Origin of the sequence: Paraburkholderia aspalathi (genome assembly GCF_900116445.1) — a bacterium.
Classification (GTDB): domain Bacteria; phylum Pseudomonadota; class Gammaproteobacteria; order Burkholderiales; family Burkholderiaceae; genus Paraburkholderia; species Paraburkholderia aspalathi.
Genome location: NZ_FPBH01000031.1, coordinates 54,825 through 79,843, shown reverse-complemented (window position 1 = coordinate 79,843; position 25,019 = coordinate 54,825). Strand labels below are relative to the sequence as shown.

The 25,019-nt window shown below is 61.1% G+C and carries 25 protein-coding genes; 16 read left to right on the top strand and 9 right to left on the bottom strand.

Going from position 1 to position 25,019, the window contains the following annotated elements; genetic code table 11:
- Positions 1-227 precede the first annotated feature (227 nt).
- The 3 genes from BM438_RS35195 to BM438_RS35185 all read left to right on the top strand — a co-directional run bounded on the left by BM438_RS35195 (position 228) and on the right by BM438_RS35185 (position 4,441).
- Positions 228-1,382: an epoxide hydrolase family protein gene (locus BM438_RS35195; RefSeq protein ID WP_093644310.1), complete on the top strand. Its 1,155-nt coding sequence runs from the start codon at positions 228-230 to the stop codon at positions 1,380-1,382.
- Positions 1,383-1,700: 318 nt separating this feature from the next.
- On the top strand, positions 1,701-3,056 hold the full coding sequence (locus tag BM438_RS35190; RefSeq protein WP_093644383.1) for a sigma-54 dependent transcriptional regulator: 1,356 nt from the start codon (positions 1,701-1,703) through the stop codon (positions 3,054-3,056).
- A 410-nt stretch (positions 3,057-3,466) separates the two neighbouring features.
- Positions 3,467-4,441 carry a hypothetical protein gene (locus BM438_RS35185; protein ID WP_093644308.1) on the top strand — a complete coding sequence of 325 codons (975 nt, stop codon included), beginning with the start codon at positions 3,467-3,469 and terminating at the stop codon, positions 4,439-4,441.
- A 4-nt stretch (positions 4,442-4,445) separates the two neighbouring features.
- Here BM438_RS35185 and BM438_RS35180 read toward each other — a convergent pair whose 3' ends face one another.
- Positions 4,446-5,531: a TIGR03118 family protein gene (locus tag BM438_RS35180; protein ID WP_093644306.1), complete on the bottom strand. Its 1,086-nt coding sequence runs from the start codon at positions 5,529-5,531 to the stop codon at positions 4,446-4,448.
- Positions 5,532-5,629: 98 nt separating this feature from the next.
- A complete protein-coding gene (locus BM438_RS35175; RefSeq protein WP_093644303.1) occupies positions 5,630-7,033 on the bottom strand; it encodes an aminotransferase-like domain-containing protein in 1,404 nt (467 codons plus the stop codon).
- 306 nt (positions 7,034-7,339) lie between these two features.
- Here BM438_RS35175 and BM438_RS46780 point away from each other — a divergent pair, with 306 nt between their 5' ends.
- The 3 genes from BM438_RS46780 to BM438_RS35165 all read left to right on the top strand — a co-directional run bounded on the left by BM438_RS46780 (position 7,340) and on the right by BM438_RS35165 (position 9,974).
- On the top strand, positions 7,340-7,462 hold the full coding sequence (locus BM438_RS46780; RefSeq protein ID WP_279630575.1) for a hypothetical protein: 123 nt from the start codon (positions 7,340-7,342) through the stop codon (positions 7,460-7,462).
- Positions 7,462-8,691: an NAD(P)/FAD-dependent oxidoreductase gene (locus BM438_RS35170; protein ID WP_093644301.1), complete on the top strand. Its 1,230-nt coding sequence runs from the start codon at positions 7,462-7,464 to the stop codon at positions 8,689-8,691. The genes BM438_RS46780 and BM438_RS35170 overlap by 1 nt, the downstream gene beginning before the upstream one ends.
- 131 nt (positions 8,692-8,822) lie before the next feature.
- A complete protein-coding gene (locus tag BM438_RS35165) occupies positions 8,823-9,974 on the top strand; it encodes a branched-chain amino acid ABC transporter substrate-binding protein (RefSeq protein ID WP_093644299.1) in 1,152 nt (383 codons plus the stop codon).
- A gap of 32 nt (positions 9,975-10,006) precedes the next feature.
- Here the strand turns inward: BM438_RS35165 and BM438_RS35160 are convergent, their stop codons facing one another.
- Positions 10,007-10,774 carry a YkgJ family cysteine cluster protein gene (locus BM438_RS35160; protein WP_093644297.1) on the bottom strand — a complete coding sequence of 256 codons (768 nt, stop codon included), beginning with the start codon at positions 10,772-10,774 and terminating at the stop codon, positions 10,007-10,009.
- A 274-nt stretch (positions 10,775-11,048) separates the two neighbouring features.
- Between BM438_RS35160 and BM438_RS35155 the strand changes: the two genes are divergently transcribed.
- Positions 11,049-11,672: an HAD family hydrolase gene (locus tag BM438_RS35155; RefSeq protein ID WP_093644295.1), complete on the top strand. Its 624-nt coding sequence runs from the start codon at positions 11,049-11,051 to the stop codon at positions 11,670-11,672.
- A 48-nt stretch (positions 11,673-11,720) separates the two neighbouring features.
- Here the strand turns inward: BM438_RS35155 and BM438_RS35150 are convergent, their stop codons facing one another.
- Complete coding sequence (locus BM438_RS35150; protein ID WP_093644293.1) at positions 11,721-12,626, bottom strand: LysR family transcriptional regulator; 906 nt, start codon at positions 12,624-12,626, stop codon at positions 11,721-11,723.
- A 136-nt stretch (positions 12,627-12,762) separates the two neighbouring features.
- On the opposite strand from BM438_RS35150, the gene BM438_RS35145 reads away from it, so the two are divergent.
- The 4 genes from BM438_RS35145 (at position 12,763) to BM438_RS35130 (ending at position 16,518) form a co-directional block, all read left to right on the top strand.
- Positions 12,763-13,098 (top strand): ArsR/SmtB family transcription factor, encoded by a 336-nt coding sequence (locus BM438_RS35145; protein ID WP_093644291.1) that lies wholly within the window; start codon positions 12,763-12,765, stop codon positions 13,096-13,098.
- Positions 13,095-13,535, top strand: coding sequence for an SRPBCC family protein (locus tag BM438_RS35140; protein WP_093644289.1), 441 nt, complete (start codon positions 13,095-13,097; stop codon positions 13,533-13,535). Before BM438_RS35145 ends, BM438_RS35140 begins: the two co-directional genes overlap by 4 nt.
- Positions 13,536-13,572: 37 nt before the next feature.
- A complete protein-coding gene (locus BM438_RS35135; RefSeq protein ID WP_143131816.1) occupies positions 13,573-13,782 on the top strand; it encodes a hypothetical protein in 210 nt (69 codons plus the stop codon).
- 561 nt (positions 13,783-14,343) lie between these two features.
- Positions 14,344-16,518, top strand: coding sequence for a M1 family metallopeptidase (locus BM438_RS35130; RefSeq protein ID WP_093644285.1), 2,175 nt, complete (start codon positions 14,344-14,346; stop codon positions 16,516-16,518).
- A 168-nt stretch (positions 16,519-16,686) separates the two neighbouring features.
- Here the strand turns inward: BM438_RS35130 and BM438_RS35125 are convergent, their stop codons facing one another.
- A complete protein-coding gene (locus BM438_RS35125; RefSeq protein ID WP_054035479.1) occupies positions 16,687-17,379 on the bottom strand; it encodes a hypothetical protein in 693 nt (230 codons plus the stop codon).
- Positions 17,380-17,964: 585 nt separating this feature from the next.
- On the opposite strand from BM438_RS35125, the gene BM438_RS35115 reads away from it, so the two are divergent.
- The 4 genes from BM438_RS35115 (at position 17,965) to BM438_RS35100 (ending at position 21,588) form a co-directional block, all read left to right on the top strand.
- Complete coding sequence (locus tag BM438_RS35115; RefSeq protein WP_093644281.1) at positions 17,965-18,921, top strand: metallophosphoesterase family protein; 957 nt, start codon at positions 17,965-17,967, stop codon at positions 18,919-18,921.
- A 33-nt stretch (positions 18,922-18,954) separates the two neighbouring features.
- On the top strand, positions 18,955-19,299 hold the full coding sequence (locus BM438_RS35110) for a cupredoxin domain-containing protein (RefSeq protein WP_093644279.1): 345 nt from the start codon (positions 18,955-18,957) through the stop codon (positions 19,297-19,299).
- A gap of 392 nt (positions 19,300-19,691) precedes the next feature.
- A complete protein-coding gene (locus tag BM438_RS35105; protein ID WP_093644277.1) occupies positions 19,692-20,483 on the top strand; it encodes a hypothetical protein in 792 nt (263 codons plus the stop codon).
- Entirely contained in the window at positions 20,443-21,588 is a 1,146-nt protein-coding gene (locus BM438_RS35100) for a GGDEF domain-containing protein (RefSeq protein ID WP_093644275.1), read from the top strand. The genes BM438_RS35105 and BM438_RS35100 overlap by 41 nt, the downstream gene beginning before the upstream one ends.
- A gap of 9 nt (positions 21,589-21,597) precedes the next feature.
- Here BM438_RS35100 and BM438_RS35095 read toward each other — a convergent pair whose 3' ends face one another.
- Genes BM438_RS35095 through BM438_RS35085 form a run of 3 tightly spaced genes read right to left on the bottom strand, consistent with a single transcriptional unit; the run spans position 21,598 to position 23,145 of the window.
- The gene (locus BM438_RS35095) at positions 21,598-21,813 is read right to left on the bottom strand and encodes a DUF1289 domain-containing protein (RefSeq protein ID WP_093644273.1); all 216 of its coding nucleotides are present in this window, start codon (positions 21,811-21,813) and stop codon (positions 21,598-21,600) included.
- Positions 21,814-21,815: 2 nt separating this feature from the next.
- Entirely contained in the window at positions 21,816-22,856 is a 1,041-nt protein-coding gene (dmeF, locus tag BM438_RS35090) for a CDF family Co(II)/Ni(II) efflux transporter DmeF (protein WP_093644271.1), read from the bottom strand.
- 13 nt (positions 22,857-22,869) lie between these two features.
- On the bottom strand, positions 22,870-23,145 hold the full coding sequence (locus tag BM438_RS35085; RefSeq protein WP_054035422.1) for a metal/formaldehyde-sensitive transcriptional repressor: 276 nt from the start codon (positions 23,143-23,145) through the stop codon (positions 22,870-22,872).
- 194 nt (positions 23,146-23,339) lie between these two features.
- Here BM438_RS35085 and BM438_RS35080 point away from each other — a divergent pair, with 194 nt between their 5' ends.
- The gene (locus tag BM438_RS35080) at positions 23,340-24,173 is read left to right on the top strand and encodes a phytochelatin synthase family protein (RefSeq protein ID WP_093644269.1); all 834 of its coding nucleotides are present in this window, start codon (positions 23,340-23,342) and stop codon (positions 24,171-24,173) included.
- A 65-nt stretch (positions 24,174-24,238) separates the two neighbouring features.
- Here the strand turns inward: BM438_RS35080 and BM438_RS35075 are convergent, their stop codons facing one another.
- The gene (locus BM438_RS35075) at positions 24,239-24,886 is read right to left on the bottom strand and encodes a glutathione S-transferase family protein (RefSeq protein ID WP_093644267.1); all 648 of its coding nucleotides are present in this window, start codon (positions 24,884-24,886) and stop codon (positions 24,239-24,241) included.
- Between the last annotated feature and the right edge of the window lie 133 nt (positions 24,887-25,019).

The following is a 25,019-nucleotide window of genomic DNA, read 5'->3' as shown; positions in this document are numbered from 1 at the left end:
GCATTTCGCGGGCTTTCTTGTTTCCAATAGAGCCGTAAGCGCTGCAACCATGAAGGCCTCCGCCGCGCCAAACGAGAATCGCGTTCATTGTGTACCATGCAGATTGCTCCGCGCGCTCAGTGCGCATCAAGCTCGCTTCGCACTTTGGCCCCTGCTGGATTGCCGTGAACAGCGCTATCGAATCCGAAGCGCCTGTTATTCCCACACCCTGTGCCGGATGAACTGACATGCAGATAGAGCCGTTTCAGATTGCCGTGCCTGATGCCGACATAGCCGATCTTCACCGGCGGATTCACGCGACCCGTTGGGCACCGGCGACGCCGTCGCCTGGCTGGCAACAGGGCGCCGACTCCGCCTGGCTGCGCGAGCTCGCGCAGTACTGGGCCGAGCGTTTCGATTGGCGCGAGGCCGAGCGCAGGTTGAATCTGCAGCCGCAATTCCTCGCCGAGATCGACGGTCAGCGCGTGCACTTCGTGCATCGGCGTGGCGTCGGCCCGACGACTTATCCGCTCGTGATCACGCATGGCTGGCCGGGATCGTTTTTCGAGTTCCACGCGTTGCTCGACCGCTTATGCGACCCGGCCGCATTCGGCTGCGATCCCGCCGATGCGTTCGACGTCGTCGTTCCATCACTGCCCGGTTTTGGTTTCTCGCAGGCACCGGTAGAACCCGGTACTTCCGCGTTTCAGGTGGCGGATTTGTGGGCTTCGCTGATGCGTGGCCTCGGTTATGTGCACTTTGGGGCCCAGGGCGGCGATCTGGGCGCCGGCGTCTCGATCGCGCTCGCGGCACGGCATCATGAGCATGTCGACGGCATTCATCTCAACTTCCTGCCGAGTTCATACGAGCCCGCGAGCGGTGCTGCGCAAACACCGCTTACGCCCGAGGAGGAAGCCTATCTGCGGGAGAAGAACGAATGGGTCGCCCTGGAGGGCGGCTACGCCCATATGCATGCGACGAAACCGCAAACCGCGGCGGCGTCGCTGAACGACTCGCCGGTGGGCCTCGCGGCGTGGATCGGCGAAAAGTTTCGCGCGTGGAGCGATTGCGACGGCGACATCGAGCGGGTGTTTTCGAAAGACGAGTTGCTTACCAACATTTCGCTCTACTGGTACACGCAGAGTATTGGCACGGCGATGCAGATGTATTGGGAGAACCGGCTGCAGCCGATGCGCTTCGCTGAGGGGCAACGCGTCGTGCCGCCGGTGGGCTTCGCCTGTTTCCCGAAGGAGATCAACCATCCGCCGCGCACATGGCTCGAACGGACCTTCGACGTCGTGCAATGGACCGACATGCCGAGCGGTGGCCATTTCGCTGCGATGGAAAAGCCCGATCTGCTCGCTGCCGAGATTCGCAAGTTTTTCAGGAAGTTGAGGCGCTAGTCCGATAGCAACTCTGGTGCACGGCGCGGTGCGCTTGCGGACTTAATCTTCAAATAAGGTCAGGACCCACCACGGCGACCGCACAGCCGCGTATGATCGACGGTCGTTGTCGCATCCGGTTTTTCGTTAGCCGACGTTCGCAGCGCCGCCGGCTCGCCGAAACCCGATGCACCATGAAATGGCAGCTCCCGGTACGCGCCTGATTCACGAGGACAGGCATCCGCGGCCATGGAGCAACAAGAGCAATGTCGTGCGAGGGGCCTGGCCACACCAGGTTTCAGAGCAGGCCCGGCGAGAAAACAAAAAACAATGCAGAAAATGAAGGCCATCAAGCGGCGTGTCATCTACTTCACGCGCGATCCTTCGCCGGCGCTATTGGCGAGCTTCGAGGAGCGCGATTGGCAGGTTGACGTCATCGGCTCGGTTCGTGACGTGCGCGAGGCCGTGGATGACGGCTCGCTGGCGGCCGGGCTGGCCGATCTGTCGAGCGTGTTCGATCCCGGTGATATTGCCGCGCTGGAAGCTTGCCTCGCGATGCCGAACATCGGCTGGGTCGCGATGACCGCGGCGCCGGAACTCGATGACGCCGCCATACGCAGGCTGGTGCGCGACTACTGCTTCGATTACGTGACGCTGCCCACCGCGGACGCCAGAGTGATCGATACGGTAGGCCATGCCTGCGGCATGATCTCGCTCGGTGAGCCAGTGTTTGTGGATACGTCCACGGCAGAAGACGAGATGATCGGCACCTGCGATGCCATGCTCGCGTTGTTCCGCTCGATCCGCAAAGTGGCCGCAAACGATGCACCCGTTTTTGTCTCCGGTGAATCGGGTACGGGCAAGGAGCTGACGGCGGCGGCGATTCACGCGCATTCGGCGCGTCGCAACGCGCCGTTTGTCGCCATCAACTGTGGCGCGATTCCGCCGCACCTGCTGCAGTCGGAGTTGTTCGGCTACGAGCGTGGCGCCTTCACAGGGGCGAATCAGCGCAGAATAGGGCGCGTCGAAGCCGCTCACGGCGGTACCGTGTTTCTCGATGAGATCGGCGATCTGCCGTTCGAGAGTCAGGCGAGCCTGCTGCGCTTCCTGCAGGAAAGCACCATCGACCGCCTGGGCGGTAACGGTTCGATCGATGTCGACGTGCGCATCATCTCCGCCACGCACGTCAATATGGAGGCCGCGATCGAAGACGGGCGCTTCCGTACTGACCTGTATCACCGTTTGTGCGTACTGAGAATCGACGAGCCGCCGCTTCGCGCGCGCGGCAAGGACATCGAACTGCTCGCGCTGTACACGCTGGATCGCTACAGGAAAGATGCGAGCCGTCGGCTATACGGTTTTTCTCCCGACGCGATCACGGCGATGCATCAATACGACTGGCCCGGCAACGTGCGGGAACTGATCAACCGGGTTCGTCGCGCCATTGTGATGTCGGAGGGGCGGACGATTACCGCTGACGATCTCGAACTGGCGAGTTACGTCGCGACCGCGCCCCTGACGCTTGCACAGGCACGCGAGACAGCGGAGCGGCAGGCCATCGAACTCGCATTGCTGCGCCACCGTGGACGCCCCGGCGACGCCGCGCGCGAGCTCAGCATTTCACGCGCGACGCTGTACCGTTTGCTCGGCGCGCATGGCATGCGATACGGGGGAGACAGCGCCGCCGAAATGTGACACCCGACGCAAAGATTGCGTATGGCAGGCAGGTAACTTGTTCACTCGAATGTTAAGGCGCCAGATATTTTGGCGTACTTTCGACCGGCTGAAAGCCGATTGACGGCACCCGCGTTGCGTCTTGCTGACTCTTGCTGACTTTTGGCGGAAAGGCAACGCAGGGACGTGAAACGATAGTTCATACCTGATGCCTGCGCCCCGGTTCATCCGACTCCATCGCCGCAGATCAGATCACCCGGCTCGAGCGTGACGCCATAAAGGCGCGAGCCGCGGCACGATGGCTGCGCATGGCTGTGCACCTTGCGCGGACTTCTGACTTAGCCCATGAAAGGAGAGGCGGATCAATCCGCGAACGATAGCGGCCACGCTGGAAAAAAGCGAACCGTCTCTCACGCCTGGTGAGGAGCAACGTGAATCTTTTTCCTTGCACGCTGGTTTATGTGGATGTGGACGTGAGTCCGGGTCCCAACTCGACGAATCGCGATCCGCTGGCGTATGTGAGTCAGGCGATCTGCCTGAACAACAGCTTGCGGCGAGCCGGCATGCCGAAGCTGACCATCATGACCAACGCGCCGGCGGTGGTCGCGCAACGGCTCGAAGGCATGGCAAAGGAGCACCGGCCGGCACTGATGACGTTGAAGGCGACAATCGAGTTGCCGAAGAACACGCCGTTCTATGCCGCGCATTTCAAACTGGACCTGATGGATCAGATGGCCGATTCGCTGCCGGCCGACACGATGCTGTTGCTGCTCGACGCCGACATGGTCGCGTTGCGTGCGCTCGAACGTAATCTGATCGAGCGCTGCGCTGAAGCAGGACTCGGCGCATTCGATATTTCGGATCAGGTATTTCCGCCGTACGGCAGCGACTGTGTTGTTGCGGATCTCGAGATCGTGGCGGACAGGCGGCTCAGAAATCCGCGCTGGTACGGCGGCGAGTTTCTTCTGGCGACGCCCGCCGCATTACGCCGGCTGGTTCCGTGCGCGCGTGCCAGTTACGCTCGCTACGTCACCGAAATCGGTCGCGTGAGACATCACGGCGACGAAGCGTTTATTTCCGCGGCACTCAACGTACTGGTCGACGAAGGGCAGGGCCTGATCGAGGTGGGTGCTTATCAGGCCGTTGGCCGTCATTGGCCCGGCAATAATTATCGCGATCTGCGCTGGTTTCGCTGCTGTTCGTTCGTTCACTTGCCAGGCGGTAAGGCGTTGCTGGAACGCGAGGCGCGTTTTTCTGAGTTCGCACCGGACCGTTTCTGGCGCCAGATGCGCATGGCGCATCTGCGCGGCCGTGTACGTCACGCGTTGAAACGGCTCGCCCGGTTGCTCAGTGTCGAACGCCTCGCGACGCTGTCTGCTTACGCCTTGCGCAGCGTAAAGAGCTAGGCGCTCACATCTTCACGTCGATGCGGCCATAAACGCCATTGGCTTCGTCGTTAGGCCCCGCAGCAAAAAACAGCGTGTTGGTCGGCTGATTATCGAGTCCGTTACCGAACGCGATACCCCAGAGCCCAGGCTGCACGAATGTAGTTCCGTTCGACAGGTTGATGGTGCCGAGGGATTGCCCGCTTGCCGGATCGAACGCGTTGATCGTGCCATCGCCGAAATTGCCGATCAGTATGTCGCCACTGAAGCGGCCGAAGTTGCCAGGCGCCTGTGCGACGCCCCACGGCGCGTTGAGCGGACCTGCTGACGCAAAGTGCTGCAACAGGTTGCCGGACGTATCGAATACGTCGACGAAACCCAGGCCGGAACCGTCGACATTGTCATGTGCGGCTGCGTCCTGTTTGGCGTAGGTCACGAAGAGTTTTGAGCCAATCGCCTGAATACCGAACGGCGCAAAGCCTGCCGGCAGCGTTGCGTCCTGAAACTTGCCTGGCATCGCGACTTTCGCGAAGTTCGTGTCGAATACGTCGATCCTGTTGTTGTGGAAATCGGTGGCATAGAGGAAGTTCGCCGTGCCATTGCTGGCGAGCGCGAGCCCCTTGTAGACCGCGCCGGCACTGCCGCCATCGAACATGACGATCGCGTTCGTGGGCGCGACCGCCGGCGCCCATGCGGTGATCGTGCCGCCTTCGCCGGAGAAGATAAAGGCGCCTACGCCGGACTTGCCGCCCTGTGTGACCGTAAAATCGGTCGTGCCGTTGAATACGATGCCGGTCGGATTCGCCGTGCCGCTGGTTCCGTTCGGAATGCTGACGACCAGGGACTGCGGCACGCCGTTGCCATCGTAGAGTGTGGCGACTGAGGTCCCGTTGTCCGCGACCCAGACGAAACCCTTTGGATTGAACGCGACACCCCATCCATTTTTCAGATTGGGGTCGGTGTGCGGCGCGGAGACCGCGCCGTCGGAGACCAGCACTGACGAGGTAAACGACTGCGAATTGATAGATCCGGAACTGCCGCCGCACGCGACAAGACTCGTCAAAGCCGCGGCGCTCACCACGGCGCTGAACACTGTAAGCACAGACTTCATGACCGCACCTCTCTCAAGACCGATGTTCGTTGCGGTTATTGAACGAGGCAGGTGGTGGGTTTATTCCTTTGGTGGTTGAACAATTTTGATTTGATTTATCAGATCGTGCCGAACAGTGCCCGGGGGCGATCCTTCAGCGTGCCCGTCAACAGCCGCAACGCGCTCACGAGTTGATCGCGGCTCGTCGCGCAAGCGAGATTGATCCGCACGCCGTGCTCGATCTCCGACCTGTCCACCGCAAATGCAGACGACGGCATCACCACGACGCCGCGCGCCTTCGCATTCGCCGCAAAGTCGTCGGCACGCCACGGCGGCGGCAGCTTGAGCCACACGAACATGCACGCCGGGTCGGTCTGCAGCAATTCCTGTGGCAACAGCTCGCGCGCCAGATCCTGCCGCGCGCGAATTTCAGCAAGCTGCGCGTCCATGATGTGGCGCGCGGTGCCGTCCTCGATCCAGATCGAAGCAATCAGCATCGACATCGGCGCGGGCATCCACGCGGTGGTGCGCACCGCCTCCGCACACAGCGCGGAACTGTCCGGCGGACTCAACAGGTAGCCGAGCCGCAAACCGGGCGCGAGAATCTTCGAGGTTGCCGCCAGGTGGAACGTCAGTTCCGGGCACAGGCTAGCAATGGTCGGCAGTCGCTGCGAAACCAGCGGCCCATAAACGTCGTCTTCGATGATTGCCACGCCATGCCGCCGTGCAATGTCGACGAGCGCCATGCGGCGTTCGAGACTCATCGTCGTAACGGTCGGGTTCTGCAGATTCGGTACGGTGAAGATCGCCTTCACCGGCATACGGCGGCAGGCACGCTCCACCTCGTCGGTCAGCAAGCCGTCGCGGTCGCTCGGAATACCGACGATCTCGAACTGAAACACGGGAGCCAGTGCTTTCAACCCGTAGTAGGTGAGTTGATCGGCAAGGATCACACCGTCGGTGCCGATCAGGCTGTTCAGCACCGCATACAAGCCGTGCTGCGCACCGCTCGTGACCACCACGTGGTCGGGCGCCGGTGTGAAGCCTGGCGCGGCCATCCAGCGTGCGCCGGCGGCGCGCGCCCAGACGGGGCCTTGCGGCGGCTGGTACTCCTGCAATTGCGGGTACCGCGGATCGCGCGGCAATTCCGCCAGCGTGCGCGCGAGGCAGTTCAGGAATTCGCCGGTGGCCGGCCGGTTGACGGTCAGGTCGATCGCCGCGTTGCTGGCCGGCTGGGCCGGTTCGACGCTCGGCATGGCGCCGCCGGTCACGAGCGAGCCGCGCCGTTTGCTGCCGATCACCAATCCGCGTAACTGCAATTCCTTGTACGCGCGAGACACCGTCGACACATTGATGCCCAGTTCGGTGGCCAGTTGCCGCTGCGGCGGCAGGCGGCTGCCCGGCGGATAGACGCCGCTGCGAATCTCGTTCTCGATCGAACTGGACACCTCGACATACGTGGAACGCTTCGCCTGCGCCGGCGCGCCGTTGGTCCCACGCGCTGTGTCTTTGCCAGAAGCCATAAGAACTGGTGTCTCCATACAAAATCGACTTTGTCCGCGATTGTGCGGAATTTTGCCGATTCTATACCAGACAAGCACCGCCGCAACGCCTAAAAACGGCGTGCCAGAACGGTTCGCGTCCGGTGCGCCCGTGTTTGCAAGGACTGCGCCATAGACCATCCAGGGAAAATGCTAGGGCCACACAATGTGAGTTTTAATTGCACACAAAAAAATATTGTGTGATTCTGATTGCCAGAGTTTGTCTGGTGGCGAGTGCGCCAAGGTGTCACCGGACAGTGTCCGGATTCTGTCCCCAGGAGTTTCCCGATGAGTTTTCCGCAGTCTCCTCAAGCCCCATGCGCGCCGAAACCCGGCGCGCTGGCGGGCGAGCGGCATGCCACGATGCACGCGCTCTTCGGCGACGGCTGCGACATGCAAGGACGCAAGTGATGCCGGAGATTGCCATCATCGGAGCGGGATTCATCGGCCTCGCGAGCGCTGCGGCGCTGATGCGCGACGGCCATCGAGTCACGCTGTTCGATCCGGCCGGCGTGGGGCAGGGCGCGTCCTTCGGCAATGCGGGAACCTTCGCGCACTATGCGTGCATCCCGGTCAACAACCCGTCCGTGTTTCGCGATTTGCCGCGCTTTCTGCTATCGAACGAGAGCCCGTTCAGACTGCGTTGGGGCTACCTGCCGCACCTCGCCCCGTGGCTTGCGCGGTTCATGATGAGCTCGCTGCCGCGGCGTTATGAGGCGAGCGCCACGGCACTCGCGGCGTTGCTCGATCGCGCGCACGACGGCTATGCGCCGCTGCTGGCAGACGCGGAACTGGCGCGTTTCGTCCGGCCCCGCGAATGCCTCTATCTGTATTCGAATTCGGCTTCATTCGATGCCGCGCGTCCTGCACTCGATCTGCGCCGGCAGTTAGGCGTTGCCTTCGACGTGCTGGGCGGCAGCGACATCCGTGCGCTCGAACCGTCGCTCGCCCCGATCTTCGAGCGCGGTGTGTTGTTCAGTAACAGTTGGCATTTCTCTAATCCGCAAGGCTTTCTGCAGACACTTTATCTACAGCTTGCCGACCAGGGCCTGACACTGCAGCGCTCGACCGTCGACGCGGTGCAGCCTGCGGCTGACGGCGCGAGTGTGACGATTGGAGGCGCCACGCGCCGCTTCAATCACGTCGTGATCGCCACCGGTGCGCGCTCCGCCCAATTCGCCAAACAATGCGGCGATCCGGTTCCGCTCGACACGGAGCGCGGCTATCACGTCCGCTTTCCAGGCGCCCAACAACTGGTCTCGCGACCGGTCGGCTGGGCCGAGCGCGGCTTTTACATGACGCCGATGAGCGACGGCCTGCGCGTCGCCGGCACGGTCGAACTGGCGGGTTTTGGCGACACGCGCAACCGCTCACTGATCGATCTGCTCACGTTTTCTTCGAAGCGCGCGTTACCCGCGCTCGATACACCGGATAGCAGCTGGCTCGGGTTCCGTCCGACGTTGCCGGATGGCGTGCCGGTGCTTGGACGCTCGCGCGCGAGCAAACGGGTGATCTACGCATTCGGCCACCAGCATCTCGGACTGACGTTAGCCGGGGTGAGCGGACGCATCGTCGCCGATCTGATTGCGCAGCGTGCGCCGCCGCTCGATCTCGCGCCTTACTCGGCAACGCGTTTCTGATTTTCATTGAGTTTTTGAGCGCACCGATTTTTTTGTTTCACCACTAGCACCGCAGGACAGATTCGACGCGTCGCGCATCGGATCGGCCAACCTACACATCGCGCGACGTTACATCTCGCAAGGAGCGCATCATGAATCGCCGCAATTGGCTGTTGAGTGCCACAGTTTGCGCACTCGTCACATATCTACCGTCTGCGTGGGCGGCCGATCCTGAAGTCGTCAAGATCGGTTTCGTCGGACCGTTGACCGGGCCGGTCGCGCGAGTCGGTAAAGACTTGCAGTACGGCGCGCAACTCGCGCTCGATGAAGAGAACGCGAAGCATCCAATGATTGGCGGAAAGCCGGTCAAGTTCGAGCTCGACGTGCAGGACGATCAGGCGGACCCGCGCGTGGCGATTCAGGTCGCGCAGAAACTGGTCGACGACGGCGTAGTTGGCGTGATCGGTCACTACAACTCGGGGTGCAGCATTCCTGCTTCGACGGTCTATCACCAGGCGAACGTTGCGATGATCACCCCGGGCTCGACCAATCCGCAACTCACCAAGCAAGGCTACAAGAACGTGTTCCGCACCATGGGTCACGACGGCATTGGCGGTGTCGTGGCGGGGCATTTCGTGGTGGAGCAGATGAAGGCGAAGCGTATCGGCATCATCGATGACCGTACGGCATTCGGGCAAGGGCTCGCCGATGCGTTCGAAAAAGGTGCAAAGGAAGCGAACGGCAATATCGTCGATCGTGAGTTCACGAATGACAAGGCAGTGGATTTTCGCGCCATTCTGACGACGCTCAAGAGCAAGAACGTCGATCTGATTTTCTTCGGTGGTCTGGATGAACAGGGCGCGATGCTGGTCAAGCAGATGCGTTCGCTCGGCATGCAGGCGCAACTGTTCGGCGCGGGCGCGCTGAAGAGCAATGCATTCCTGCAGATTGCCGGCACGGCGGGTGACGGCACGCAGGATCTCGAGCCTGGTCCCGCGCTCGACAAGCTGCCTGCCGCGCAGGAGTTCGGCAAGCGCTACAAGGCGCGCTTCAATCAGGATGTCGAACTGTACGCACCATTTGCCTACGACGCCGCGCTCGCCATGATCAAGGCGATTCACGGCGCCGACTCGCTCGATCGCGCGAAGATCGTCGACAGCCTGTCGAAAGTGAAAGTTACCGGTGTGACCGGCAACATCACCTTCGACCCGTATGGCGATCTGATCAAGCCGCCGTACACGCTGTTTCAGGTCCAGCAGGGACAATGGAAGAGCATCAAGACGGTGGGCGGGAGCGGCGCCTAGTTCTTCGCGGGAAGTTGCGGATGATTCTGCGTTTATGAGGGCGGGAAAAATCCGTGATACCGGGAATTGCCGGCAGCGGTGGGCTCAGCGAAGTGACCGATGGCGCCCACCGACAGAAGCGTTTCCAGGGTCCCCGCCCGATTCGACACAAACGTCCATTGCGCGGCTGCGTCTTGCGATTCCGGCGCCGCGCGAACATGGCGCAGGGAAGTCAACAGCGCTTCGCTATCCGGCGAAATCATGACAAAGCCTTCGTTCGCGAGCGCGGCATGGTTCAGTCCCAATTCGAGGCATACCTGCATGCGCAGCGGCGCCTCGAGCTGATTCGCGCGACGCGACTGCTCGACCCGTTCGACGGTCGCAGCATCGACAAGGATTCCCTGCCTTTGCAGCGGCGTCTTCTGCCACGCATCTGAAGGACACGCCTTGTTTTCCGGTGTCAGCACGACGAAAGGATTGATTTCAGCGGGATAGATCCGGCATACCAGCGGTCTTTCTTCGTAGATGCCGCAACGCATGTCGGCGCCCAGGTTGGGGCAGGCTCCATCGAACGCCGCGGCGAGAACGATCGAGATACGGACCGGCAGGCTTCCGCTCATTGCAGGCGAAGAACGCGCCCGTTTGTACTCGGCTTGTGCATTGCCCGGCTCGGGCTCGACGGGCCACGGTATGGCCTCGCAGATGAGTTCCATGTGCCCGCCGCGCTCCAGCCAGGCGATAGCCTCGGCAATTGTCAGCGCCAGGCGCAAATCGTGGCAGCATTTGCCGCACGCAGTGCATTCGAAATTGATATCGTTCACGCTAAATCCCTCGCCGCAAAAGTCTACGCGTGCTTTAGTCGAGGCAGAGTAAAAATTCTGACTGCGAATTCGATAAATTTTTGCTGTGAACTCGGCGCGCTGCCCAAGGTCTCCGCCTGGCGGCGGATTGCGTCTGTATGCTTGATCTCTTTTCGTTCATGCGGCGCATGGCGTCGCCGGCTAGCCGAGGCACAATAGAAAAAGATCGTCGTCCGATGGCCTACAGTCGGATGGCATGTTCATTTCTAGAAGCTTTCGATGCGAGGCCGACAGCATGACTGCATCCATCACGCTGGTCCTGTTCGACATGGAGGGTGTTCTGTCCCACTACGATCGTTCGGCGCGGGTCGATCGTCTCGCGGCAATTTCCGGGCAGACGCCGGAGGCTGTGCGGGACGCGATCTGGGGATCCGGGCTCGAAGCTCGTGCCGACGCTGGGCAGATCAGCGAGGACGACTATCTGGCCGCGCTCGGCGAACTGCTGAGCTATCCCGTCAGCCGGGAAGACTGGCTGAGCGCGCGCCACGCATCGATCACGCCGAATAAAGAAGTGCTCGCGCTCGCCGAACGCGTCGCCGAATATCACCGGATCGCCGTGCTCACCAACAACTGCCGTCTGCTCACCGACCATATCGGCTTTCTCAATCCACCCGTCGCGCAACTGTTCGGTGTTCACGTGTATGCGTCCGCTGCGTTCGGCGCAGCGAAGCCAGCCGCTCAAACCTATCTTCGTTGTGTGGAGCAACTGGGTGTTCCTGCGGCCGAAACGCTCTTCATCGACGATACGGATGCCAACGTAGCCGGCGCACGCCACGCCGGTCTGCAGGGATATCGGTTTGTCAGTGCAGAAGCGTTGTCGGCGGAGCTGGAGCGTTGCGGATTGATCGAGTCGACGTGATGTGACCGTGGCGCGGGCGCGATGCGAGATACGCGATTAAGCGCGCGGCTAACCGTTGAGGTCCGGATTATTCTGCGCGAGTTCGTGAATCCACTCGCTGAATACCCGCACGCACATGCTCAGCCGACGGTGCGGATACAGCAAGGAAAGCGGCAAGGACGGACATTGGTAGGCGCTAAAGAGTTCGCGCAATGCGCCGGCTTCAATCGCCTTGGCGACCATGAAACGCGGAACCTGAATGATCCCCAAACCTGCGGTCGCGGACATGACATACACCAGCCCCTCGTTGACCGCGATGATGCCGTTCACCGTTTTTCTGATTCGCGTTCCATCCACTTCAAACTCGAATGGATAGATGCGTCCGGTGCGCGCGGAAAAATAATTAACGGCACGATGACGGTCGAGGTCGTCGGGGGTGGTGGGTTCGCCCATTTGATCGAGATACGCCGGCGCCGCGCAGATGGTCGTGCGGACGCTGCCGATCGGTCGCGCGACGAGGTTCGAGTCGTCGAGAACACCGATCCGTATCACGCAATCGACACCTTCCTGAATGAGGTCGACGTTGCGATCGGCCAGCCCCAGCTTCACGGTGATGTCGGGGTAGCGCGCATTGAAATCAGGCATGACGGGCAGCAGCACGTTGGCCGCGAACGTGGCCGACGTGTCGACGCGAATCGTGCCGCGTGGGTTGAGCCGCTTGTTCGATAACGCGGACTCCGCGTCGGAGACCTCGGCCAGAATGCGCGAGCAGTACTCGTAGTAGAGCGCGCCGTCCTCCGTAACCTGCACGCTGCGCGTGGTGCGATTCAGCAGGCGCACCCCCAGATGGCTCTCCAGATTCTGCACGAGGGTCGACACCGACGCGCGCGGTATCTCCAGCGAATCAGCCGCCTTCGAGAAGCTCGATGCATCGACGACGCGCTTGAACACTGCCATGCCTTGAAGAATGTCCATACCGGCTTGCCCCCTCGAATGTGGCCGACCCGCAGTCTAGAACGGACTGGTGATGGCCCGCAAACGGGAGTGCGTGCGCCGTGGCTCGCTCACAAAAAATCTTGACACTGTTCGTTCACTGCCTATAGTTCACCATATGGCAAAGTCTCCAGTCAGTCAACTCGATCGTACGTTTTCCGCCCTTGTGGACCCCACACGCCGGGCCATCCTCGCTCGCCTCGAGCGGGAGCCCGGCCTGTCGATTACGGAGATCGCGCGGCCGCTGCCGCTCAAGCTTCCGGCGGTCATGAAGCACCTCGACGTGCTGAGCGACGCGGGTCTGGTGGCGCGTAGCAAGAACGGGCGGACTGTTTCGGTCGATCTGGTTCCAGGCCCGATGGAGGAGGCGATGGCATGGTTGAGGCGCTATGAGCGCTTCTGGTCCGCGAGCCTCGACCGGCTTGCCGATTTTGTGGAGGGACACGAGGAATGACCCAGGAAAAGCCGAGCCTGACTATCGTGCGGCGCATCAAAGCCCCGCCAGCCCGAGTTTATGCCGCGTGGACAAGACCCGAACTGATGGCGCGCTGGTGGGGGCCTGACGCGGGGCCGGTGCTCAGCGCCGAAGCCGATCCGCGCGTGGGCGGCCACTTTCGCGTGGTGTTCCAGACACTGGACGGCAAAACGCACGACTGCCGCGGCGGATACCTGGAAGTCGAAACGGATCGCAAGCTCGTCTTCACGTGGGAGTGGGTCACCGCGCCCGAGCAACGATCGCTCGTCACCATCAGGCTGCGCCCCATTGAAGACGGCACCGAGCTCACTCTCACGCATGCGCAGTTCTTCGACGAGTTCGAACGCGACGCTCATCAGAACGGCTGGAGCCCCGCACTGGACAAGCTCGACGCATTCGTGGCTCAACTGGACTGAAGACACGACCATGTGCTGCGCAATCGTTGCACTCGCCATGACCTTGCTCGCTAGTTGGCGTAGCGTGTCGGGTACGTTGATCGGTCGTGCCGGCCGTCTGCGCCGAATCGCGATCGTGTTGATTGCGATCGGCGCCGCCGCCGGCTCCGCGTTGGCGGCCGATCAATTCGCCGACGTCCGCGGCAGCCAGTCGTCGTTCTATGCGCGCCTGAGTGCGATGCCGATTTGCGGTCGCTTTATTCGCTAATGGGTTTATTTTCTCTCGTGAACTCAACAGCTAGTTAATTTTAAAAACATTGGCTGTCGCCACGTCTAATAGCACACTCCGCACTGCAATAAAATAAAGTTTCTCGTAGAAATGTGCGCGTATCCCGCCTTTAGAGGATTAACTCTGCCTATTACCACATCCATTCGATCTGCATACGCCGCGCACTCATTTCGGAAAGATTGTGAAAGGAAGTTGACACGAGAACGTTTGCCAATCTAGGCTACGCACTGTCGCTAAAAACTGACCCGGTTCCTGTCCACCTGCTCGGAGACGCAGGTAAGCCACCGTTTTGTCCGTCAGTCAGGCGATCGCATGAAACTGCAGAAAGACGGCTCACGTCGTCTTTTTGAAAGTATTGTAATAATCAGGAAGCGTAATTCGAAAATCAGCCACAAGTGCTGAGGCAGTAACACGTCCATATATTCTCGCTAGCAATCCGGCGCTAGTGCGGGAGACCTTTTGTGCTGAAAAAACAGAGAAACACAGCTTAAGCACTCATCGCACTTTCTTTATGCCGATTTTGTCAGTCGAGGATTAACTATGCGTATAAATTTCCGATTGCAGATACAGTGCCTGGCCTTAGCCGGAATAATGGTCCTGGCGGGCTGCGGCGGTTCAGACAGCTCGTCGACGCTCTCGAGCAAGTCCGCCCAGACGCCTGCCGCCGCCTCCGAGGTGGCACTTGCGCCGCCCACTGCGCCGATCGTTGCGGACGCATCGATCAACAAGAGCGTACCGCCGGTCGAATTGCCCGATACGGTCACCCCGATCAACTACAAGCTGTGGTTCCGGCCGAACCCGGCGCTCTCTTCATTCGATGGCCGCGCGGATGTCCAGATCAAGGTGCTGAAGGCTGTCAACGCGATCACGATTGCCGGGCATCGCATCAAGTTCACGAACGGCACGATCACGCTGCAGCCAGGCAACATCCAGCTGATCGCTACGCCGCAGGATGACGGCGATTTCTATCAGCTTCGGCCAGTGAGCGGGCAGATCGCCGCCGGCAACTACTCGCTGCACATGGAGTGGAGCGGCATCATCAACTTCAAGACCTATGACGACCCGGTCGCCAAGACCGGCGGCAGTTGCGGCGACGATCCCTATCCGGGTTGCTCCGCGGCGGAGGGCGTGTTCCGCGTCGACCTGAAGTCGACCGATGGCACGACGAGCGGCGCGATTCTCACGCAAGGCGAGTCGAACCTCGCGCGCCAATGGTTCCCGGGTTGGGACGAACCGGCTTTCCGGCCCACCTACGAGGTGAGTGCGGAAGTCCCGCAGAACTGGAACGTCGTCTCGAACGCGGCGGAAAAGCCGGCTGTGAATGTGGACAGCGGCTACAAGCTGGTGTCGTTCGAAAAGACGCCGCCGATGCCTTCGTATCTGCTTTTCTTCGGTGGCGGCCAGTTCGACATTCTCGAAGACGACTTCTCGAGCCCGCTGCCTGATCACAAGGGTCTGCATTTGCGCATCTTCACGCCACCCGGCATGCGCGATTGGGCGAAACCGGCCATGCAGCAGACCAAGCAGGCACTCGATTACTACTATCGCTACACCGGCATTCCGTTGCCGCTCACCAAGTTCGACACGATCGCCGCTAACGACGCGTTCAAGGAGCAGAAGGATCTGAACTTCGGCGGGATGGAGAACTGGGGCGCGATTCTCGAATTCGCCGACGACATTCTGCCGGCGCCCGGCACCACGATGTCCGATTACGGGGTAACGGTTTTGACGCACGAAGCCGCGCACCAATGGTTCGGCGATCTGGTCACGCTCGACTGGTGGGACGACGTGTGGCTGAACGAATCGTTCGCGACGTTCTTCGAGAACAAGACCAAGGTGCGTTTCTTCCCGGACCGCTTCAGCTGGGTCGACGACGTGAAGAACAAGTATGCGGTGATCAACGCCGATCTGAAATCCACTGCGTTCCCGGTGCAGCCGAACTTCAACGGTTGGGCCTCGAACGACTTCGTGCTGAGCGCAAGCGCCTTTACGTACGACAAGGGCGGCCATGTGCTGAAGATGCTGGAGAACTATCTCGGTGAGGACGTGTTGCGCAAGGGGCTGCAGTCGTATCTGGCCGACTATGCGCTCGGCAACGGCACGCCGAAGCGTTTGTGGGACGAACTGGCCAAGGCGAGCGGCGAGCCGATGGTCGCGATCGGCGACAGTTTCGTGCGGCAAACCGGCGTGCCTTTGCTGTCGCTCGACACCCAGTGCGATCTGACGACCAATCAGACCGTGGTCACGCTCAAGCAGCAGCCATTCCCGAACCAGAATCAGTATCCCGGCACGCAATGGACCATTCCGTTGACGCTCGCCTACGGTGACGGACTGACATCGCGCAAGACGGTTGCGATGAAGGACACGCAAATGCAGGTGCGCCTGAACGGCTGTTCCGCGGTGCTCGCGGATCCGAGCGGTCTCGACTACTACGTGACGAACTACAGCAACAACGCGTGGAGTCAGTTGCTGGCGCAGGGGAACGCGCTGAAGGATCCGGTTTTGCTGACCAGCCTGCAACTCGAAGCCAAGCTGCTGGTGAAGAACGGTCTGGCGGATCCGTCGCGGGCAACCAGTATCGGCTCGCTTAGCCCGACGGCTACGCCGCTTGCGCGTCAGTTGCTGATGACCGCGCCGACGACCCAGTCGCTGCGTCCGACGATCCGCTATCAGGGCAAGTTCAAGCTGAAGCCGCAAGCGCAGCAAGGGCAATAAGCCTGGAAAGCCCGTAGCTTTACGGGCCGTAGTAAAGGGCAGGGCCGTGGCCCGCATCCTCATGCGATGCGGGCCACGGCACGTCTGCAGCATCGGGCGAGCGCCGCTTTTTCAACCGTGCTTTGACATCCGCATCCGCGTAGATAAGCGGGCGAATGCCGGTTTCGCTCAGGCCGAACTCGGGCGGCGCTCCAGCCAATTCCGCAACAGACCCGCTAAAAGCGCGCTGACGATCACGGCGAGGTAAAGCGAGACGAGACTGTGGCGCCACGTATCGAGTGCAAGCTGGTGCATCACCAGTTTCGAATCAGGCGCGGGGAGAACCACATGCATTGCCACGACGGCTTGCTTCATCCGCAGAAAGCCGACGGCGGATAGCAATGGCAAACCAACGAGCAGGGCCAGCAGGGCGGGCCTCGCGCGTTGCATCGCCGGGTAGTGACGCAACCGGAACCACACGCCCAGGCAGCCATGGATCCAGCCTGGCGCGAGCAGCGCAAGTTGCAGACCCTGCGTGCCGCTCGTGATCAGCGATATCACGATCCGCTCGTAGTTAGGCTCGAAGCCATACAGCGACGTCGCGAGGCGCGTTGCTACCGCATGCCGGATGAGCAGCAATGGCAGGCTGAGTCCTGCCCACAACCGGATCCATTCAGCGGGTGGAAGCACCCAGTGACGACGTCCGTAAATCGTGCGCACGGCTAACGCGAAATGGACGAGAGCCGCGCCGTACAGCAGGATCGTGCCGGGCACGCTATGCCAGATCCACAGGGCGAACGTCAGTCCGCGCCCGGCAAGGTCGAGCGACCAGATTCCGAGCGCGTGATTGACCAGGTGCAAAAACAGATAAATAAGCAGCATCACGCCCGATCCGAGTTGCAGGCGGCGCAGAACGGGCCACAATTCCGGTCGCACATTATTCTCCTTTCAGTTTGTATGCTCGGAAGCGGCAGGGGAGGCCGCACTCGAATCGCGTCGGGCATGTGGGCGAGCCGGCCTTCTCAAGCTCCTTACGCTCCTCACGCTCTGCGAGTGAGGAGCGACGGCGCGTGTCTGATGTCCGCTCTGTTGAACAACGCCCTGACGCACCGCTTCGGCAAATCGCTGCAATGCGGATAGCGAACCGCACACGCTCTGGTATTCCTCGCGGCCAATCCTGCCCTCGAGGGTGACTGCCATGCCCGAGGCACGGGCCATGTCGATGATGTCCATGATAGCTACTCCTTTCAGGTTCTCTCACCTGCATGACCGCCGCCGCGGCGCGGCTATTCCCATACTTACCCTGGCATGCGCCATATCAGCCTGCGCGGTTGGATTGGCCGTCCAGCACTAATTTTCTGTCCCGGGAATAAAACCGGCGGCACGCCAGTCTTCCAGATGAACCGAGTCGTGTGGCCCGCCGGATGATCCCGCGGTTTGCCTGCGAGTCCTTATCGTGAGGTCAACATGTCGTCACATCATTCATCCGATCCTGCCTTTAACCCTTCACGCCGTGGCGCCCTGAAATGTCTCGCTTTCGGCGGCGTAGGTACAGTGTTCGTTCTTGCCGGCGGCATTCTTACGCCGGTGGAGCTGGCTCTCGCGGCCGACGCGAAATCGTCCGCGACGTCCATGGGCGTGCCGCTTTTCCTCCAGATCAGCGATTCGCATATCGGCTTCAATAAAGAAGCCAACCCGGACGTCGCGGGCACGCTCAAACAGACGATCGACTACGTCAATGCCATGCCGGTCAAGCCCGCGCTGACCATCCACACGGGCGACATCACCCATCTTTCCAAGCCGGCCGAGTTCGATCTCGCGGCGCAGTTGATGTCCGGTCTGAATATCACCGAACTCCACACCGTGCCCGGCGAGCATGACGTGACGGACGGCCCCGGAACCGAATACTTCAGCCGCTTCGGCAAGGCTTCGGACAACAAAGGCTATTACAGCTTCGATCACAACGGCGTGCACTTCGTGGCACTCGTCAACGTGATGCATTTCAAGCCTAACGGCCTCGGTGGTCTCGGCGACGAGCAACTCGCCTGGCTCGAAAACGACCTGAAGGGCCGCTCGTCCAGCACGCCGATCGTCGTTTTTGCCCACATGCCGATGTGGACGATCTACGAACCGTGGGGTTGGGGCACAGGCGATGCCGGTCAGGCCATGAGCTATCTGAAGCGCTTCGGCTCGGTGACCGTGCTCAACGGCCATATTCACCAGATCGTGTCGAAGGTGGAAGGCAATATCACTTTCCACACGGCCCGCTCGACAGCCTATCCGCAGCCGACCGCCGGCAACGGTCCCGGCCCCGGTCCGCTCACGGTAGCGAGCGATGAGCTCCCGAAGATGCTCGGCGTGACCAGCATCAAGATCGTGCGTCATCCGCTCAAGGCGACGCTTGCCGATACGACACTTGTTTGATTTCAGAATTTTTTCTTTCGCAGGAGATCAGTTATGCAAACTAAAACTATTTGTCGCACGTTTTTCGTGTTGCTCGGGAGTTCGACGCTGATCGCCGCGTCGGCCGGACTTTCCGTTGCGCGGGCAGAAACGCCGAACGCCGTGGTCATCAAGAATTTCATGTTCTCGCCGATGGCAATCACGGTCAAAGCCGGCTCGACGGTGACGTGGAAAAATCTTGACGGCGAGCCGCATACGGTCGTGAACGACGCGGGCATGTTCCGTTCCGCCGCGCTCGATCAGAACGACACGTTCCAGTTCAAGTTCGACAAGCCTGGCGTCTACAAGGTGTTTTGCGGTATCCACCCGAATATGAAAGAGACGATCACCGTGCAATAGGTGACGGATCGGGTGTGGGGCGTCCTGCGCCCCACTGAGCATGCATGGCGTTTTAAGCAGTCGCTGCCGATGAGCACGTTCCAGACAGGCGTGTTTATTGCATGATGCAGAGCTGCCGTGCATGCCTCCATCGCCGGCTCCAGCCCCCACCTGGAAGTGGCCTGCAAACGCTCGCGGGCCAGCCTGTGGATATACGCGGTGTTGAATCTTTTACCTGTCTCATCGACGCAAAGCGGACTCGCAAAGCTCGCGTTTAAAGCGCAGCATTGCTGTGTTGTCGCTACCCGGCGAGCGGGAAAAATTCTTCCAACAACGCCAGATCGACCCCGCCGAATCGTGTGAACAATGTCTGCCAACGGGTCAGACATGTGAGGATTCCGGAGAGTATTGCGATGCTCAACGATACCGAATTTTCAAAATCTGCCGTAGAAAGCCCGGATACTGGCTTCGATTCTGGCGCTGAACCGCCGGCTGCGGCGCCGCCTGTGCGATTCGGACGTCTTGCGCTGTGTGTCGCGACGGCAAGCGCGCTGGCTTTGGGCGTAGTGGGTACGGTCGCTTACGGTGTCTGGTTCAACCACGATCAACAAGCGTATGCCGAGGCGATGGCGCATGCGCGGCAGGCGCTCGGCACGGCTGCGTCAGCGGCTGCAGCACCGGCGTTGGTGAAATCGATTGTGACGCCACGACCGGCAACTTTCGCGGCAGCGGGTGGTATGCCGGCGCCCGCAGTTAAACCGGTGACAACGGGCACGCAGGCAACGGCAGTTGCGTCGGCGACCACGGGCACGCAGGCAACGGCAGATCCGCCGGCAACAGCACAAACGCAGGCAGCAACGGCAGCGTCGGACGGCGAAGAGGGCGGAAAACTGGCCTCCTGGTCCGGTCCAGTCACGCGACTCCCGGCGCCGACGGTTAGCGAAACCGTCGTGGCCGATGCAAAACCCGCCCCGACCGCGTCGTCCGCCCCTGCTGCGGCGCCGTCCAATCCTGCGCCTCAGCAGTTGGCGTCCGGCCGGCCCGGCAGGGATGCGCGTCTCGCGCAGCAGGATCGTCGCGCTACTTCGGCGGCAAATGCCAGGCACAAAGGCAGTCTTTTTGCCCGGATGGGTTCGTTCTTTCGTCGCGTAAGTTACCGCCAGCATGACACCGGAAACCGGCAAGACATCTATTCCCATCCCTGAGCGGACGCGTCCCCCCCGCGCCGCTCGCAGAGGCGCGCTCGCGATCCGCTTCAGGCCGGGCCCGGCTGCGATCGCCGCCGCCGCGTTGGTTTGTCTGCTGATCGGCCTTCTGTATCTGGCGCTGCAAATCCGGACGATCTTTTCCGATCAGTTGAAGCAGGAATATGCGGGGCTCGTTCTCGAAGCGGTCGATCGGGCGGAAGGCGCCCGGAATCTGGTCGGCGTCTGGCAACAGTTGCCCGACGCCACGGAAGCCAAGGCCGCCGGGTATCGGCAGGCACGAACCGAACTCGCCCATCGTCTCGCGTCGCTCGCGGCGCTGGTAAACGAGAGTCCGTCAGCGGCGCCGCGTCTGCCGCCAGCTTCACTCACACCCGCCGCCGATCTGCGCGACACGGACGCCATGCTGGGTAACGTGTCGGCCTGGTGGCGGGCGCAGCGCGACGCCGATAGCGCCGACGTGCGCGTGAGGATTGCCCACGTTGCGCGCACGCTGATCGCGTCGGCGGCATTGCTGTTCTGTATGCTGATCACCGCGCTGGGGATGTACGCCAAACGGAATCGTCTGCTGGCAGGGCAGTCGCACGAATTTGAATGGGCGGCGCTGCACGATGCGATGACCGGCTTGCCGAACCGGCGCAAGCTGTTTGCCACGCTCGAAGCGGCGGCGACGAAATTGTCCGCGCGCGCCGCGCCTTCCAAAATTGCCGTGCTGTATATCGATCTGGATGGATTCAAGCAGGTCAACGACTCGCTCGGTCACCGTGTCGGCGATGAATTTCTGATCGCGGTTTCGAAACGCTTTCGTGAGTCGGTGCGTAAAGTCGATGTCGTCGCCCGGATCGGCGGCGATGAATTCGCCGTCCTGGTTCGCGAATTTTCGACGAATGCAGAGCTCGGCGAAATCGCCCGGCGGCTGATTGCCTGCGTGGTTCAGACGGACCTGGCGATGGGGGTCGGGATGGTCCGCGCCAGCATCGGTATCGCCAGTTTTCCGGATTCCGTCGGCGATTACCATCGCCTCGTGGCCGCGGCCGACGAGGCTATGTACCGGGTCAAACGCAATGGCAAGAACAGTTATGCGTTCGCGGATCAGGCGAACTGACTGGCGTCTTTACGGCGTTTGCGTCTCCGGCGTTTCCGGTATCTCAGGCACCGCCGGTTTCACCTTGGCCTTGCGGCGCAAAGCGTCATTGATAACCTGATGGCGCCGGTAGTCGGTCATGTTTTTCCACTCGCGAATCTCGTCACGGGTACGCAGGCATCCGATGCAGAAGCCCGTTTTTCCGTCGATTTTGCAAATGTCGATGCAGGGTGATTGAATTGCCATCTTCAGGCGATTTGTTCCGTTGGGTTGACTTCGACGGTGACGTGCGAGAGTCCGTTAAAGCGTTTCAGCAACGCATGATAGAAACGCGAGTCATGGCGCGTTTCCTGGGTCGCGACGGATATTACCGCACTCATATGACCAGGCCCCACGCGCCACACGTGTAAGTCGAGCACCTTGTCGCCGTTGTCTTCGATGGCGTGGCGCACGTTCTCCGTCATGCGCTGGTCGGGGTTGATATCGAGCAGGATCGCACCCGTGTCGCGCATCAACCCGTATGACCAGTTTGCGATCACCAGCGCGCCGATGATGCCGGCGAGCGGGTCCATCCAGAGCCAGCCGAATTCACGTGCGAGAACGAGGCCGATGATGGCCAGTACCGACACTGCGGCATCCGCGATCACGTGAATGTAGGCCGAGCGGATGTTGTGGTCCCGCTGGGCCGCGCTTTCGGCATCGTGATGGGCTGTGTGAGCGTGGTTGCCGCGATTGTCATGAGCGTGACCCTCCGCGTGATCGTGATCCTCATGCCCATGGGCGTGATGTCCGTGCCCATGTCCATGTCCATGGCTGTGCCCGTGATGATCGCCACGCAGCAGCCACACGCTCGCCAGATTCACCAGCAGCCCGGCCACGGCAATCGGAATCGCTTCACCGAAATGAATGGGTACCGGCGAGAGAAAGCGCGACACAGCTTCATAACCGATCAGCAGCGCAATCATGGCCAGCGCAATGGCGCTCGTGAATCCCGCGAGGTCGCCTAGCTTGCCGGTGCCGAATACAAAGCGTGAGTCGCTCGCGTGCTTGCGCGCATACGTATAAGCGAGCGCCGCGATCAGCATCGCCCCCGCGTGCGTCGACATGTGCAGGCCATCCGCCACGAGCGCCAGCGAACCGAACAGGCTGCCGCCGACGATTTCGGCAACCATCATCACGGCACACAAAGCGATCACCGCCCATGTTCTGCGTTCGTTCTTTTCATGGGCGGCGCCCAGAAAAATATGATCGTGTCCCGCGCCGAAGGCAGCGTTTCTAAAGTCACTCATGTCCTGCTCCGGTTTACTTGAAATAGCTGTGAACGACTTCGATGAGTTGTTCGGTGGCGCTGCCAGCAGGGTCTTCGTCAGTATGCGCATCCACCAGGTGGTTTCTGATGTGGTCCTCGAGCACGACCGCCAACAGACCATTCATCGCGCCGCGGCAACTGGTGATCTGCTGAAGGACATCGGCGCAGCCGCGTTCGTCTTCGAGCGCGCGTTCAATGGCCTCGATCTGCCCCTTGATGCGGCGAACGCGGTTGAGAAGCTTCTGTTTTTCCCGAATCGTGTGGCCCATGAATGCTCTCGAAAATACCCTAGGGGGGTATATATTATCAGATCGAACAGAGGCGATTCAGTTCGACTGCTTCTGGGCCGCGAACTCACGCGCCGATCCGTTTCGTGTTAAAAAATCGGGGCTTGCCGATGCGGGATGAAAAACGCATCGGCACGGCCGAAGTCGTTCCGAAGTCATCCGCAGCGGAAGGGTTAATGTCCAGACATTCGTTGATGCGCGCCATTGAGCGCGTAAGCCGGCCTGAGTTGATTGTTGTTGTGCTGACGGCAACACTGACGGCCTGCGCGCCGCTGCCGCCGGCTGCAAATCAAGCCTCGGATCAAACCGCGCATCAAGCCCCCGCAGCGGGCACGGCGCGCGCAGCCGACGGGCCGCTGCCCGTCCCGCCGAACCTGATCGCGCTGACACAGCCGGCTGGCCAGAAGCGCTTGATGGACGCTGCCCACAACCAGTCGTACTGGCCGCTGTCGCAGTACTTCGAAACGCAGCGCAACGAAGCCTACTGTTCGGTCGCGACTTCGGTGATGGCGCTCAATGCATTGGGCATTCGCCGTCCCGAGTCGACGCTGTACCCGGATTTCCCATACTTCTCGCAAGAGGATTTTTTTCGCAGCGTCGATCCGCAGGTGGCCAACGCCGCGCGAGTATCGAGGGAGGGCATGACGCTCGACCAGCTCAGCACGGCCCTAAGCGCGTTTCCTGTCGAGGTGAGGAAATTCCATGCCGGCGACCTGACGCTCGGTCAGTTTCGCGATCTGATTCGTGACACGACGGGTCACAGCGACCGCTTTGCCTTATTGAACTTCAGGCGGGTGGAGATAGGCGAAGCAGGGGGCGGTCACTGGTCACCCCTCGCCGCCTACGACGCGGCGAGCGACAGCGCGCTGCTTCTGGACGTAGCGCGCTACAAGTATCCAGCAGTCTGGGTACCGGTTACGCAACTGTACGCAGGGGCGCAAGCGGTCGACAACGTGAGCGGGCTTTCACGCGGCATCGTGATCGTCGGCACGCGAGCGAACTCGAACTAACTGACGTTTTTCATAGTTACGCGGTCACGCTAACCGACGACGAGCGAAAATTAGTTGCACGCGCATCAATCATCCTGATTGCGCCATTCGGTAAGCCCTTCTCGCGCATTCAATTCGATGAACGAGGGCAGCGCCCGCAGCCCGCGGATATAGCGGGCGAGATGCGGCCAGCCGAGAGCGGGGCGCGGCATGTTGCGTGTCCAGCGCATCACGACGACCGCGAGGAAATCGACCGCGCTGAGCTTGCCGCCGACCAGATAGTCACGTCCATCGGCGAGATCGGCGTTGAGCTGGTCACAGGCTTCTTCGATGCGGCGCCGCGCGAGTGCTTGAACTGCTGCGGCGCCGGCAGGCTCGCCGTCGACGTCCGCGTAAAACCAGTCGCGCATGGCGGGCAGCAGCGTGTTAGCCAGATAGATCATCCGTTCCAGCCACGCGGCACGGTCGGCGGAACCCGGCGCCGGCGCGAGGGCGGCTTCCGGATGCCGCTCGGCCAGCAGCATCAGCAACGCGGCTGACTCGTGGCGCGGCGTTCCGTCGACTACCAGCGTGGGAACGCGGCCTGCGGGATTCAGCCGCAGATAGTCCGGATTTCGCTGATTGCCGGCGTCGATATCGACAAGCTGGGCATCGAACGGGATGCCCATTTCAATCAACATCCAGTGAACGGCCATGCTTGCCGCGCCCGGCGAGTAGTAAAGACGATAGTCCATTCATTCGCTCCGCATACTCATTCGATTCGGTCGACTTCAATTCGGGCGAAGTCTAGCGCGATTCGTGAAAAAAAGGGGCTGGCGCGCAAAGCGACCAGCCCCTTCAACTGCCATACAAAAGATACGAAGAAAA